Genomic DNA, 12589 nt, shown 5'->3' with positions numbered 1-12589 from the left:
GAGGGCTTCATGATGCCACGCCTCCACACCGGTTTTGCAGGCCTTTGTCTTGCCCTGCTCCCTTCCCTCGCACCGGCGCAGGGCGCCGCCGTTGCCGAAGCGCGGGCCCGGCTGGTCTGTGGCTCCGGCACCGTGGTCTCGGCAACCTATATTCCCGGCGGTCTGCTTCAGGTGACCTGCCGCCAGAATGCGCCCAGCTCCTCCAACGCCTCCAACAGCGGCAGCACGGGCAACAGCCTCGGCACCGGCGGACTGGGCAGCACCGGCGTTGCCGTGGGCGCCGTGGCCGCAGCCGTGGCGCTGACCGTGGCCACCTCCAGCTCCGACGCGACCACCACGACAGCCGCCTCGGACGACCCGGAGCCCGAACCGGAATAACCCCGGCGCAGCCGCTCTATACCAATACATCCACGGCCCCGACCGCTGTCTCAAGCGCGGCCGCGGCTTTGGCGGGCGCGCCTCGGGTTGGGGTACGGATCTCAGCTGTTTTGCGGTGGCCTGTGCAGTGACACCGGTTGGCAAAAACGCCTTCCCGCCCCTGTCTCCTCACGACCCATGCCCTGCCTCACCCGCCTGCGCCGTGCATGGCGCGGGCAGCGGTCTCGCGACCTCCGCAACGGCCGAGAGCCACAACGGCACCGACCAACGCCGGGCGGCGTATTCACATGTCAGAGCGATGATTTTGGTGAGGGTGGTACCACCTCCCCGGCTCGAACGGGGGACCTCCTGATCCACAATCAGGCGCTCTAACCAACTGAGCTAAGGCGGCACTGCGGGGGCGTTTATAGCACAGAATCCCGGAGCGCAAGAGGTCTCTGCACAAGTTTTTTACACGAAGGCAAAATCTCTTGTCCGGCACCGCACGGCCTGGCACCGCGCGGCATCAAGCCCTGTTCGGCGCAGGCGGGCGCGCGGGGCGACATCTTGCTTTTTAGGCGCTTGCGAGATAGCAGGGATGCTCACCGCGAACTGCCGCCCGAAGGAGCTGCGCATGGGTATCAACACCGAACGTGACATCGAAGCGAACATGCAGATCGGCCCCACCGATGTCGGCATGGTCCGGATCTTCATCGAAGCCGATGGCCTGGAGATTCCCATGGACTTCGATCCGGAGGAAGCCGAGGAAATCGCTGACGAAATTCGCGCCGCGGCGCAGGCGGCGCGGGCCGTCGCGTCCTGAACAGCCCTCTGCCACGTCAGAGCATCGGAGCCGGGCCGCGCGCCCGGCTTTTTTATGTCTGCCACCGCCGCAACCCCGCCCCAATCCGGCCCTTTGCGCGACCGTAATCTTACCGCAAGAGCCCAGGGTTAACTGGCTAACACCCTTGTATGGGCGGAATAATTCATCGAATTTGAGGCGTTCTATTTACTGGAATTAGGCTCCTGTTAACCTCACTCTCCAAATGATTAAGAGACGTCAAGTTTCTGCTTGGAGCGTATGTAATGTATCAGTTTGCCATCCCGCCGTCGGGACATATGGTCACCCTGCCCGGCGCGATCGCCTCGGCCAACGGACCCAAGGCGGCCGCCCTCTCGCTGTCCAGCACCGAGAGCCTGACGGCAAACCAGCTACAGAACCACGTCACCCAGGCCCGCCGTGTGCGCGAGAAACTGATCGAGCAGGTGTCCAAGCCGCCAGAACCCGGCTGGAAGACCGCCATGAACCAGGTCGCCGACACGGTCGAGCAGATGGAGAAGGTGCTCGCCTTTCTCCAGTCACAGGCCGCCGCTCTGCCTGCCACGCCGGAGAAGGACATGGGAGCCCTCGCGGTTTACCCCTCCGGTGCGGCGATGCAGCAGTCCGGCAGGACGTCGGACACTCCCCCGTCGGCGGCAGAATCCCCGACGGTGTCCACCGGTGCCGCCGCTGACACGGCCGCGACAGCGCCCGCGCGCCCACCCCGGGTGATCTATGTGATGGAGGATGGCGTGGTCATTGTCGGCCTGCCGCCTGAACCCGCCGATCCCGGGACGCGCGCTGATCGCGCCACCGATGCGACCGCCGCCCCGGCGCAAGCGGACCGGTCACCACAGGCTGCGGCCTCGGAGCTTCGGGCGGAGGCACCGCGCAACGCGGCCAAGGACGCGCCGTCCACAGCAACCGTGGTCAACCTGCCGCTGACCGACGCGCAGAAACAGGCCAGTCAGGATCTGATCGCCCTGGCCCGCAAGGCCTATGCCCAGTTGCAGCCTGCCTCCGGCGCGCTCCCCGCGCGTTCTCCAGCCGAGGACACCACCGGTGCCCTGATCTCGGACGAGACCGTGGGGCTGACCGGGGCCTTGTCGCAGCCCGCCCCTTCCGACCGCACGGCAGAGCGCCTCTCGACCCGGCCGGAGCCCTTGGCGTCCACCTCCGTGGCGGCCACACCGCACAGCGGATCACCCGAGCGGACAGCGCCGCAGGATCCGCTGATGGCGGTGTCACCGCCCTATGACCGCGATCCACTCCGTGCAGCAGCGGATGCCGCCGCCGAACAGCAGATGATGGCCCTGCACCTCGAAGGCACCAACGACATCATCTATGTGGTGCCCCCGGCCAAGGCGGCCATGGATCTGATCGCCTGACCGCCTGATCGCCGCCGCCCGGCGGCGGACACGCACGGCGCGGAGCCTTCAGCCCTCCTCAGACGACAGCGGTGTGAACAATTGCCCGTCCCGCCCCGGGCGCGGATCGCGCAGGCTCTGTAACCGGCGCGCCGCGTCCATGGCGAACTTCTGGATCACCTTCTTGCGCCGCGCTGGTGCCAGCTTGTGCTCCGGCGCCATGCGCACGACCTCGGCATCATAGGCATCCGCCAGGATCAGGCCGGTCTCTTCCGGCAGCAGTTCGGTGGGGAACTCCACATCCACCGCCCAGAAATAGCGGTCGCACCACTCCAGATAGCCCTGCCATTTGCTGTCGCTCTGAAAATCGGCGCGGCTGGATTTGCACTCGATCACCCACAGCTCGCCCTTCGGCCCCAGGGCCATCACGTCCACCCGCAGCCCGCGCAGGGGCACAAATTCCTCGATCGCGGCAAACCCCATGGAGCGCAGATAGCGGCTGACGCCGCGCGCCAGACGCTGCCCCGGCTGCATCAGGGCCAGCGGCGCGTCCTCATCCGGCGCAGCCGCCCCGCTGTCGCGCAGGGGGCCGGTGTCAAAGGCGTCATCATCAAGATCATCAAGCTCTGGCTGGGTCATGAGACAACCGTGAACAATTCATGAACAAAAATCAAGCCCGCAACCGGGTGCAGATCGCATGTCTCCGCCCCCTTGTGTCCGGCCCATCGCCGCACTAGGTAGTGCGTCAGGCGGGTTCTGCCCTTCTCGTGACAGGCAGCATTCTGGTGGCCTTAAGCAAATCCGAGGGAGCTGGCTCTGTGCGGATCCTGGTCCGTTTACCTGGCGCCCACCTGTACATACAGGTCCTCGGGAATCAAAGCCGCACGGTTGACTGGTGGTTCCCGCCACTTCTGCCATCTCCGTTGCACAATCCGACTCGACACAGCCTGATGCGCAGCTATCGCGCGCACAGACCGGTCAGGGCATCCTCCGTTCAAGAATAACAGTTCAGCAGACCAAGAACCCGCACCCCAGAGGATTTGCTCCCTCGCGCCGCTCCGGCCCGTTTACTGCGGGCACCAGAGCAGGCACTGAGGGCAGATCATTCGGGCGCAGGACAGGCGCTCAGGCGCGACGGCCCGGCTTTGCCGCCTTGGCCGGCACCAGAACCGGACGCAGCGCCGGGCCCACCGGAGTGCCCCCGCGCGGGGTCTCGTCGCGCTCTGCCATGGCCATGATCTTGAACCCGAACTGCACGCCGCCAAACACCACCGCGTTGGAGATCCACAGCGCCAGCACCGCGACGACACCCGCGTCGGAGCCGAACACCAGCGCCCCGAGGTTGGCGACATTGAACCACAGCAGGATGCCCACGAACAGCGCCGCCAGCACCAGCCCCCAGAGGGCGCTGCGAATGTAAAGCTTGATCAACTCGGGCATGGCACTCTCCTCGACAATACAGTCAAAAGGTAGGGCGCGCCCGCTGCCACGTCCAGTCCGACACAGAATCTGCGACGATTTGGCCGCGCCCGCACGTATAGTATGCAGCACCGGCAGCGGGCACCGCCCCGGCAGCGCCGCGACCAGAGACACAACCGGGCCACAGATGCCACGGACCCAGAGCCAGAGGGACGACAGACCATGACCTTCAAACGCCGGATCGGGCGCTTTTTCGTCAACCAGCCGCATCTGATCAACTGGGGGCTGGCGCTGGCCATCCTCGCCCTGCCGGTGGTGGTCTGGCTCGACCTGATGGCGATCACCGACCAGTCCCTGCGCCGCCAGGGCCAGGCGCTGGACGCGGTGCTGGACACCGTGCGCGGCTACTACGCCCGCAATGTCATCGCCCGGCTGGACCCCGACGGCCAGACCATTGCCACCCACGACTACCACGACCGCGCAGGCGCGATCCCGATCCCGGCCACCATGTCGATCGAACTGGGCGACGAGATCGCCGGGCACGGGCTGGATGTCTCCTATCGCTTTGCCTCCGACTACCCCTTTGCCGGGCGTGAGACCGTCACCCTGACCAGTGCCGAAGAACGCGCCCTGAGCCTCTACCGTGACGGCAGCGCGGATCATCTGCTGTATTTTCGCGGCGCGGAGGCCGGGCTGTTCTCGCACCACCTGACCATGGTGACCCCGGTGGTGATGGAGGAGGCCTGTGTCGCCTGCCACAACAGCCACCCCGACAGCACCAAGACCGACTGGCAGGTCGGCGACATCCGCGGCGTGCAGTCCTACAGCATCGCCCAGCAGGTCGCGACCAGCCTGTTCTCCTTCAGCCACCTGCTGCTCTATATGGTGGTGGTCGGGGGGCTGGGTATCCTGTTTGCGGTGCATCAGCTGCGGCTGGCGCAGCGGTTCCGCAAGATCAGCGAGGAGCTGAGCTCCAACAACGAATTCCTCGCCGGCATTTCGATGAAGATCTCGCGCTACCTGTCACCGCAGGTCTACCGGTCGATCTTCTCCGGCGAAAAGGACGCCTCGATCTCGACCGAACGCAAGAAGCTGACGGTGTTCTTTTCCGACATCAAGGACTTCACCCAGACCGCCGAGACCCTGCAACCCGAGGAGCTGACGGCGCTCCTGAACGAGTATTTCACCGAGATGTCGGCGATCGCCGCCAAACACGGCGCCACCATCGACAAGTTCATCGGCGATGCCATCGTGGCCTTCTTTGGCGATCCCGAAACCCTGGGCACCGCCGAGGACGCCCGCGCCTGCGTGCGCATGGCGCTGGAGATGCAAGAGCGGCTGGCGGAGCTGGAACAGGAGTGGCGCGCCCGCGGCATCGACCGCCCCTTCCGCGCCCGCATCGGCATCAACACCGGCTATTGCAACGTCGGCAACTTCGGCTCCGAGGCGCGGATGGATTACACCATCATCGGTGCCGAGGCGAACCTCGCCGCGCGGCTGGAAGCGGCGGCGGAACCCGGCGGCATCGTGATGAGCCATGAAACCTACGCCCATGTGCGCGACTTCGTGGCCGCCGAGCCGATGCCGCCGATGCAGTTCAAGGGCATCACCCGCGACGTGCACCCCTATGCCATCGCCCCGGGCCGTGCCGGCACCCTGCCCCCGACCGAGGCCAGCGCCGACGGCAAAAGCCTGACGGTGCATCTGGACCGGCTGGACGAGGCGACGCGCCGCCAGTTGCAGGCCCTTCTGGACAAACCGGCCAAGGGCTGACCCCACCAGCAATGCAAAACGGCGCCCACCGGGGCGCCGTTTCTCGTTTCACACTGGGCTCGCGGCTCAGGTGTTCTTGCGCTCGCTCATCAGGCCCCGCAGGATCGCGTAGCACATTACCAGCAGCACCACCGTGAACGGCAGGCCGGTGGAGATCACCATCGACTGCAGCGACTGCAAGCCTCCGGCGCTCAGCAGCAGCACGATCGCCACCGCACCCTCAAAGATGCACCAGAACGCCCGCTGCGGCACCGGCGCGTCGACCTTGCCGCCCGCAGTGATGGTGTCGATCACCAGCGAGCCGGAGTCCGAGGAGGTCACGAAGAACACGATGACCAGAACGATGCCCACCAGCGAGGTGATCCCGGCCAGCGGCATCACGTCGAGCATCTTGAACAGCTTCACCGGCAGGTCCGCCTCTTGCGCGGCGGTGTAGCCATCGGAGATCACCTGGAACATCGCGGTGCCGCCAAAGACGCTCATCCACAACACGCAGACCAGCGACGGGATCAGCAGCACGCAGGTGATGAACTCCCGCACGGTGCGGCCCCGGCTGACGCGGGCGATGAACATGCCCACAAACGGCGACCAGGAAATCCACCAGGCCCAGTAGAACGAGGTCCAGCCCTGCATGAAGTTGACGTCCTCACGCCCCACCGGGTTCGACAACGCCGGCAGGAACTGCAGATAGGCCAGCAGCGAATCCCAGAACAGCGACAGCAGGAACACGGTCGGACCCACCAGCAGCACAAAGATCAGCAGCAGGAACGCCAGACCCATGTTGATCTCGGACAGCACCTTCACGCCGCCATCGAGGCCGCGCATGACCGAGACCAGCGCGATCGCGGTAATGGCCGAAATCAGGATCACCTCGGTGGTGGAACTGACCGCAATGCCAAACAGCTCGTTCAGACCCGCGTTGGCCTGCGTCGCGCCAAAGCCGAGCGAGGTCGCCAGGCCAAACAGCGTTGCAAACACCGCCAGGATGTCGATCACGTGACCAACCCAGCCCCAGACCGCATCCCCAAAGATCGGGTAGAAGGCAGAGCGGATGGTCAGCGGCAGACCCTTGTTGTAGCTGAACAGGGCCAGCGCCAGCGCCACCACGGCATAGATCGCCCAGGGGTGCAGACCCCAGTGAAAGATCGTCGCCGCCATGCCCAGACGCACGGCTGCGGCCTCGTCGCCCCCGGCGGCCCCCAGCGGTGCCCAGTCGGTGCGCACCCCATCCTCGGCGGCGGTGCCGCCCATGGAGGATGCAAAGTGGCTCAGCGGTTCAGAAACGCCGTAGAACATCAGACCGATGCCCATACCGGCTGCGAACAGCATCGCGAACCAGCCGATATAGCTGTAGTCGGGCTCTGCTTCGGTGCCGCCCAGCCTGACGTTGCCAAAGGGCGTCACGATCAGGAACAGACAGAAGATCACAAAGATATTCGCGGCACCGAGGAAGAACCAGTCAAAGCCCTTGGTGACCGTGCTGAACAGCCAGGAGAAAATGGAGCCCGCCTGCTCTGGCAGGGCAAGCGTGTAAAACACAAAGGCCACGATCGCGAGGCCCGAAATGGCAAAGACCGGGTTGTGGATGTCAAACCCCAACGGGCCGACAGACCCCTCCACATTGTCCTGGCCGATTTCATATTCCGTTTCGATGATATGTGCTGCGCCGTCCGGGCTTGGGATGCCGTCGGACGTTTCCGGCGTTTGGTCGGTCATAGGTACCGCCTTTCGTTTCGGAGTTTCAATTCGATGTCAGTCAATCCCGCACCAACAGCACCGAGGCGGTGCTATGGGCAGCCACATGGGCCCCGTGACCGGCCCAGATGTAATCCGAGATATTCGGAACATGCGTGGCCATGACGACAAGATCCGCCTTGAGGTCGGCAATCGCCTGCTCCAGCGCCTTGTTGAGATCCGTCGTGGGATCATGGGTCATGATGGCATGGCTGCTGGCCTGCACCCCATGGCTGGCGGATTGGCTTTCGGCGAATTTCTCCAGCTTGTCCTTGTATTCCTCGGGCGTGCGGGCAACGGCGCCCGGAGTAGCCGAGGCCACCCCGACATAACACAGCTCGGCCGAATGGGCCTTCGCCATCCCCACCGCCACTTGCAGCGCTTTCTGCAATGCGGCTTCATGCGCCAGGTCCACTGGCACGACTATTTTCTGAAACATTTCCCCTCCTGTTTCTGGCAGCCCCCGTGGGCGTTTTTGTTTCCGGGTCGGCAGTTGGTTCCCGAAATTGGAACAACTGTCCTTGGCCTATAAGCTGACAGGTTTTGCGGGGCAAAGCAAACAACTGGTTGTTTATTGTGCATAATATAGGGGTTGGCGGGCGCTGCACGCCGCCCGCACGTCGCAAAGCATCAACAACCCGTCGCATTGATGCATCATGAAGGCGCGCCACAGCCACCGGCACCGATGTCCGAACGCGGCGCCCGGCGCGTCTTGTCACGGTGCAATGCCCGCCTATCGCCCTGCAAAGCCCCCCACACACGAACAGAGCGCGCCAGCGCGCGCTCCGGGGTCAGGGTCCAAAGGTTCGGGGGAAACCGCCGCAAGCGCAGCGTTCAGAACGCCTCGGGCTTGGCCTCGCGGGCCATATGGTCGAGCACCGCATTGACGAAACTCGCCTCGCGCCCTTCGGGAAAGAAGGCGCGCGCGATGTCGACATATTCGTTGATCACCACCTTGACCGGCGTATCGCTCTCGACGAACTCCGCTCCCGCCGCGCGGAACAGCGCCCGCAGGGTCGGGTCGATGCGGGCGATCGGCCATTTCGCCACCAGCGCGCGGTCGGTCATCTGGTCGATCTTTGCCTGATGATTGACCGCGTCCCGCAACAGCTTGCGAAACAGCTTGGTGTCGCCCTCGGCAAACTCGCCCTCCTCGTAGGAGGCCCCGAAGCGGTGGTTCTCGAACTCGGCGATCACCTTGTCGAAGGACAGATCGCTATGCTCCATCTGGAACAGCGCCTGCACCGCATAGAGACGCGCGGCAGAGCGGGCCTGCGTCTTGTTCTTGCCCGGTTTGGGGCCCGGGTTCGGGGCGTCTGTCGAGGTCATGGCGGGGGCGTTCCGTTGTTAGAGAATCAAGCGAGCCGATAGGAGTCGGAGGCAGGCTTGAAGCCGACTCCCTTGGTCTGGGCGCCCCACTTACGCGCGAGCGCGATCAGATGCAAGGCCGCAGCCGCCGCGCCGCCGCCCTTGTTCTGGTCGGCGGGATCGGCGCGCACCTCGGCCTGTTTGCGGTTCTCCACCGTCAGGATGCCATTGCCGATGCACAGCCCCTGAAGACCCAAGAGCTGGATCGCCCGCGAGCTGTCATTGCAGACCGTGTCGTAATGGGTGGTCTCGCCGCGGATCACGCAGCCCAGCGCCACATAGCCGTCAAAGTTCGACGCCCGGTCGGAAATGCCGATGGCGGTGGGGATCTCCAGCGCGCCGGGGACCTCGACCACCTCGTAAGAGCCGCCCACGGCCTCGATCTCGGCCACCGCACCGGCGACCATATTGTCGGCAATGTCCTTGTAATAGGGCGACACCACGATCAGCAGCTTCACCGGCTTGTCGAATTCCGGGCGCGGCAGGATGTAATGGCTTTCATGTCCGGCCATGACGCAGGCCTCCTTTAGCTGTCACGGGACAGGATCGGACGGGTGCCGACGATCGACAGCCCATAGGCATCCAGCCCAACATATTTGGTTTCCGGCGAGTCGGTGAGCAGGATCAGCTCCTCGACGCCGAGTTTATTCAGAATTTGCGCGCCAAGGCCGGTCTGCTTGATCGTGCGCACCCCGTCCTCGTCCGAGGCATAGAGCGCATTGCGCGGCTGGCGGAACAGGCAGACCACACCGCGCCCCTCTTCGGCCACCAGCTGCATCGCCTTGGGCAGCTCGCCCGCCGGTTTTGGCCCCAGCCCCAACAGATCCGAGGCTTCATGCAGCGCATGGGTCCGGGTCAGCACCGGCTCGGGCGTGGAGATGTCGCCCTTGATCAGCACCACATGCTCCACGTCATGGGTCTGGTCGGTGAAGATCCGCATCTCCCAGTCGCCGCCATATTCCGAGGTCACGGTCGAGCGGGCGGTCTCATCCACCAGATTGTCGTTCTTGGTCCGATAGGAAATCAGATCGGAAATGGTGCCGATCTTCATGCCATGCTGCTTGGCAAACTCCACCAGGTCCGGCAGCCGCGCCATGGTGCCGTCTTCCTTCATGATCTCGCAGATCACCCCGGCGGGTTTCAGGCCGGCCAGACGGGAGATATCCACCGCCGCCTCGGTATGGCCGGCGCGCACCAGCACCCCGCCCCGCTTGGCCCGCAGCGGGAACACATGGCCCGGCGTGGCGATCGCCGCCATGGTGTTCTGCTCGTTGATCGCGGTGGCGACGGTCAGCGCCCGATCCGCGGCCGAGATCCCGGTGGAGACCCCCTCGCGCGCTTCGATCGACACCGTAAAGGCGGTCTCGTGGCGCGAGGAATTGTTCACCGCCATCATCGGCAGCCCCAGCCGGTCGATGCGCTCGGCGGTCATCGGCAGGCAGATCAGCCCGCGCCCGTGGGTGGCCATGAAGTTGATGGCCTCCGCATCGGCAAACTCCGCCGCAATCACCAGATCGCCCTCGTTCTCGCGATCCTCGTGGTCCACCAGGATATACATCTGACCGGCGCGAGCGGCGTCGATGATCTCTTCGATGGGGCTGATGGCGTCGCGCAGTTCGGCTTCGACGGGACCGGGCGTTTCATAGCTCATGGGCGGATGGCCTTTTGCTGATGGGGGCGCGCGAGCGGGAAAGCCCCGTCCGCGCCAGGTTTGTGTCCGTCGGGATAGACCACGAATGGGGCAAATACCAGCCCCGCAAGCGGCACATCCCTGCACGCGACCGGCGCATCCCTGCACAGAGGCTCGGTTTTGCGACACCACTGCGGCCTGCGCCGCGCGCCGCCCCGGCAGGGGCGGCGCGCCCGGCCCAACGCCGGGGGGCGCATCCGTGATGCGTGCCCCGGGGGCGGGAGCCCCCCCCGTTTAACCTGTGGGCGGGAGCCCCCCTGTCTCACCTGCGGGCGGGAACTTATCTTCCCAACCTGCGGGCGGGCGCCCTCCCCTGCGCATCGACGGGCAACGATATGCCATGCGCCGTTGCCACCCCTCCGCGCGCCCTGGTGGCGATTTCCTCACCCCGCCGCGCTAGTCTGCACCGGATCGCGATCCCCGGCCGGGAGTAAAGCCCCCGGCCAAACACCAGGAAACGGCTTCCCCACGTGGGGAGCAGTGCAGAGATAACGTTGAGCACGCGGGGGATACCCCCGGCCACCTCCGCCCCTGTGGCGGCGCCGCCCTCTTTATCTGACTGACCTGAAGTCATCTGATCTGACACCGATCACAGGATCTGATCTCGCATCACCGCAGCGCACAGATCACCGCCCGATATAACGGGCCACCGGCGGGGCGCGACACAGCGTGCCCGGGGTTTCGACGCGCGGGTTACGCCCGCGTCGCGTTGCCGCCGAAATATTCCGCCGCGCTCAGATAGGCCGCGGCCCGGCCGGCGGTGGTCCATTCGCGCTCCAGCGGCGCATCCCCGATCACCACCACCGAGGCACCGGACAGGCCACGTTCGCGCATCACGCCCTGCACCTTGTCGCGCATCGCGCCCCAGCCCTCGGTAAAGACCGGCGCCGGCCCCACCGCATCCAGCGTGGCCGGGTTTGCGGCCTGAACCTGCGCGGGCCGCAGCGGGCGATAGACCAGGGCCAGACGCCCGGCCCCGTCCAGCTGCCCCAGCACCGCCGCCTCTGTCGCCGGGATCGCAGGACCCCCAAACAGCCGCAGCGCATTGGCCGAGAACAACAGCCCCAGCACGTCCTGACCGGAGGTCTGGCGCACCTTGGCATAGGTCTTGTAGTCCATGCCCAGCTCAGCGGCGCGTTTCAGGCGCATGTGCAGCACCAGCTTGGGAATGGTGTTGGGCATCAGCTTCTTCTGCGCCGAGCGCCAGGCATGGGTGCGCCACAGCCGCCCCGGCTCCATGCTGGGGCCGCCATTGTGCCCCAGTCCCGGCGCCTGTCCCGGCCCCGACCCTTTGCCAGCTGCCATCACAGGCTCTCCTGCAAGCGCGCCACATAGCGGGCCAGCGTGTCAATCTCGAGGTTGATCAGATCGCCGACGCTGACATCGCCCCAGGTGGTGACCTCCTTGGTGTGCGGGATGAAGTTGATGCCGAAATCGCAGCCCTCCACCTCATTCACCGTCAACGAGGTGCCGTTGAGCGCAACCGAGCCCTTGGGCGCGATGAACCGCGCCAGATCCTTGGGCGCGCGCAGCGTCACGCGGGTGCTGTCACCCTCGTCGCGCATCTCGACCACTTCGGCGACGCCATCCACATGGCCCGACACGATATGGCCGCCCAGCTCGTCGCCGACCTTCAGCGCCCGTTCCAGATTGACCCGCTTGCCGACAAACCAGCCCTTGTGGTTGCCGCGCGCATCGATGTTGGTCTTGGAGGTGGTCTCGGCCGAGATCTGCACGTCATACCAATCCGGCCCCAGCGCCACCACCGTCAGGCAGACCCCGTCCGAGGCGATCGAGGCCCCCATGTCGATGCTGCCGGTGTCATAGGCCGTCTGGATGCGGGCGCGCAGGTCGCCTTCCTGCTCCAGCTCGGTGATGGTTCCCACATCGGTGATGATCCCGGTGAACATGGGCGAACTCCTTGATAGTGCCGCGCCCGTGTCGTGCGGGCGCCTCCCGACCAGAGCTAGCCCCTGCCCGCCCCCGGCTCAAGAGCCAGCTTGCCCCCGGCAAGCAAATGGTCATACTTTCCCCATAGATTGCGGTTAAAGCCAGCGTAAC

At 65.4% G+C, this 12589-nt stretch carries 13 protein-coding genes and 1 tRNA gene; 4 read left to right on the top strand and 10 right to left on the bottom strand.

Features of this window, described 5'->3' with window-relative positions; translation table 11 throughout:
• The first annotated feature begins 9 nt into the window (after positions 1–9).
• Positions 10–378: a hypothetical protein gene (locus MHM97_RS14365; protein ID WP_239323053.1), complete on the top strand. Its 369-nt coding sequence runs from the start codon at positions 10–12 to the stop codon at positions 376–378.
• Between the two features lie 314 nt (positions 379–692).
• Here the strand turns inward: MHM97_RS14365 and MHM97_RS14360 are convergent.
• A tRNA-His gene (locus MHM97_RS14360) sits at positions 693–769 on the bottom strand.
• A gap of 222 nt (positions 770–991) precedes the next feature.
• On the opposite strand from MHM97_RS14360, the gene MHM97_RS14355 reads away from it, so the two are divergent.
• Positions 992–1180, top strand: a complete 189-nt coding sequence (locus tag MHM97_RS14355) for a DUF6324 family protein (RefSeq protein WP_239323052.1) — start codon at positions 992–994, stop codon at positions 1178–1180.
• Between the two features lie 263 nt (positions 1181–1443).
• Positions 1444–2565, top strand: coding sequence for a chemotaxis protein CheA (locus MHM97_RS14350; protein WP_239323051.1), 1122 nt, complete (start codon positions 1444–1446; stop codon positions 2563–2565).
• A gap of 48 nt (positions 2566–2613) precedes the next feature.
• Here the strand turns inward: MHM97_RS14350 and MHM97_RS14345 are convergent, their stop codons facing one another.
• Together MHM97_RS14345 and MHM97_RS14340 are read right to left on the bottom strand one after the other, a co-directional pair.
• Complete coding sequence (locus MHM97_RS14345; RefSeq protein ID WP_239323126.1) at positions 2614–3078, bottom strand: MmcB family DNA repair protein; 465 nt, start codon at positions 3076–3078, stop codon at positions 2614–2616.
• 591 nt (positions 3079–3669) lie between these two features.
• On the bottom strand, positions 3670–3984 hold the full coding sequence (locus MHM97_RS14340; RefSeq protein WP_239323050.1) for a hypothetical protein: 315 nt from the start codon (positions 3982–3984) through the stop codon (positions 3670–3672).
• 201 nt (positions 3985–4185) lie between these two features.
• Between MHM97_RS14340 and MHM97_RS14335 the strand changes: the two genes are divergently transcribed.
• Complete coding sequence (locus tag MHM97_RS14335; protein WP_239323049.1) at positions 4186–5736, top strand: adenylate/guanylate cyclase domain-containing protein; 1551 nt, start codon at positions 4186–4188, stop codon at positions 5734–5736.
• Positions 5737–5802: 66 nt separating this feature from the next.
• Here MHM97_RS14335 and MHM97_RS14330 read toward each other — a convergent pair whose 3' ends face one another.
• From MHM97_RS14330 to MHM97_RS14300, 7 genes are all read right to left on the bottom strand, one after another.
• The gene (locus MHM97_RS14330) at positions 5803–7452 is read right to left on the bottom strand and encodes a BCCT family transporter (protein WP_239323048.1); all 1650 of its coding nucleotides are present in this window, start codon (positions 7450–7452) and stop codon (positions 5803–5805) included.
• 40 nt (positions 7453–7492) lie between these two features.
• Complete coding sequence (locus MHM97_RS14325; RefSeq protein WP_239323047.1) at positions 7493–7909, bottom strand: universal stress protein; 417 nt, start codon at positions 7907–7909, stop codon at positions 7493–7495.
• Positions 7910–8304: 395 nt separating this feature from the next.
• Entirely contained in the window at positions 8305–8799 is a 495-nt protein-coding gene (gene nusB / locus MHM97_RS14320; protein WP_239323046.1) for a transcription antitermination factor NusB, read from the bottom strand.
• A 26-nt stretch (positions 8800–8825) separates the two neighbouring features.
• Positions 8826–9350 (bottom strand): 6,7-dimethyl-8-ribityllumazine synthase, encoded by a 525-nt coding sequence (locus tag MHM97_RS14315; protein WP_239323045.1) that lies wholly within the window; start codon positions 9348–9350, stop codon positions 8826–8828.
• Between the two features lie 14 nt (positions 9351–9364).
• Positions 9365–10489, bottom strand: coding sequence for a 3,4-dihydroxy-2-butanone-4-phosphate synthase (gene ribB, locus MHM97_RS14310; protein WP_239323044.1), 1125 nt, complete (start codon positions 10487–10489; stop codon positions 9365–9367).
• A gap of 732 nt (positions 10490–11221) precedes the next feature.
• Positions 11222–11833, bottom strand: coding sequence for a hypothetical protein (locus MHM97_RS14305; RefSeq protein ID WP_239323043.1), 612 nt, complete (start codon positions 11831–11833; stop codon positions 11222–11224).
• Positions 11833–12438 (bottom strand): riboflavin synthase, encoded by a 606-nt coding sequence (locus tag MHM97_RS14300; protein ID WP_239323042.1) that lies wholly within the window; start codon positions 12436–12438, stop codon positions 11833–11835. The genes MHM97_RS14305 and MHM97_RS14300 overlap by 1 nt, the downstream gene beginning before the upstream one ends.
• Positions 12439–12589: the final 151 nt, after the last annotated feature.

It is taken from the genome of Epibacterium sp. Ofav1-8 (assembly GCF_022348185.1).
Lineage (GTDB): Bacteria > Pseudomonadota > Alphaproteobacteria > Rhodobacterales > Rhodobacteraceae > Epibacterium.
Note: the sequence above shows the minus strand (reverse complement) of the source record. Positions and strands in the feature narration are given on the sequence as shown.

Bases quoted from the DNA above. Each gene is read 5' to 3' on its own strand.
- MHM97_RS14365 (WP_239323053.1), top strand. From the start codon at position 10: ATGATGCCACGCCTCCACACCGGTTTTGCAGGCCTTTGTCTTGCCCTG.
- MHM97_RS14355 (WP_239323052.1), top strand. From the start codon at position 992: ATGGGTATCAACACCGAACGTGACATCGAAGCGAACATGCAGATCGGC.
- MHM97_RS14350 (WP_239323051.1), top strand. From the start codon at position 1,444: ATGTATCAGTTTGCCATCCCGCCGTCGGGACATATGGTCACCCTGCCC.
- MHM97_RS14345 (WP_239323126.1), bottom strand. From the start codon at position 3,078: ATGCAGCCGGGGCAGCGTCTGGCGCGCGGCGTCAGCCGCTATCTGCGC.
- MHM97_RS14340 (WP_239323050.1), bottom strand. From the start codon at position 3,984: ATGCCCGAGTTGATCAAGCTTTACATTCGCAGCGCCCTCTGGGGGCTG.
- MHM97_RS14335 (WP_239323049.1), top strand. From the start codon at position 4,186: ATGACCTTCAAACGCCGGATCGGGCGCTTTTTCGTCAACCAGCCGCAT.
- MHM97_RS14330 (WP_239323048.1), bottom strand. From the start codon at position 7,452: ATGACCGACCAAACGCCGGAAACGTCCGACGGCATCCCAAGCCCGGAC.
- MHM97_RS14325 (WP_239323047.1), bottom strand. From the start codon at position 7,909: ATGTTTCAGAAAATAGTCGTGCCAGTGGACCTGGCGCATGAAGCCGCA.
- nusB (WP_239323046.1), bottom strand. From the start codon at position 8,799: ATGACCTCGACAGACGCCCCGAACCCGGGCCCCAAACCGGGCAAGAAC.
- MHM97_RS14315 (WP_239323045.1), bottom strand. From the start codon at position 9,350: ATGGCCGGACATGAAAGCCATTACATCCTGCCGCGCCCGGAATTCGAC.
- ribB (WP_239323044.1), bottom strand. From the start codon at position 10,489: ATGAGCTATGAAACGCCCGGTCCCGTCGAAGCCGAACTGCGCGACGCC.
- MHM97_RS14305 (WP_239323043.1), bottom strand. From the start codon at position 11,833: ATGGCAGCTGGCAAAGGGTCGGGGCCGGGACAGGCGCCGGGACTGGGG.
- MHM97_RS14300 (WP_239323042.1), bottom strand. From the start codon at position 12,438: ATGTTCACCGGGATCATCACCGATGTGGGAACCATCACCGAGCTGGAG.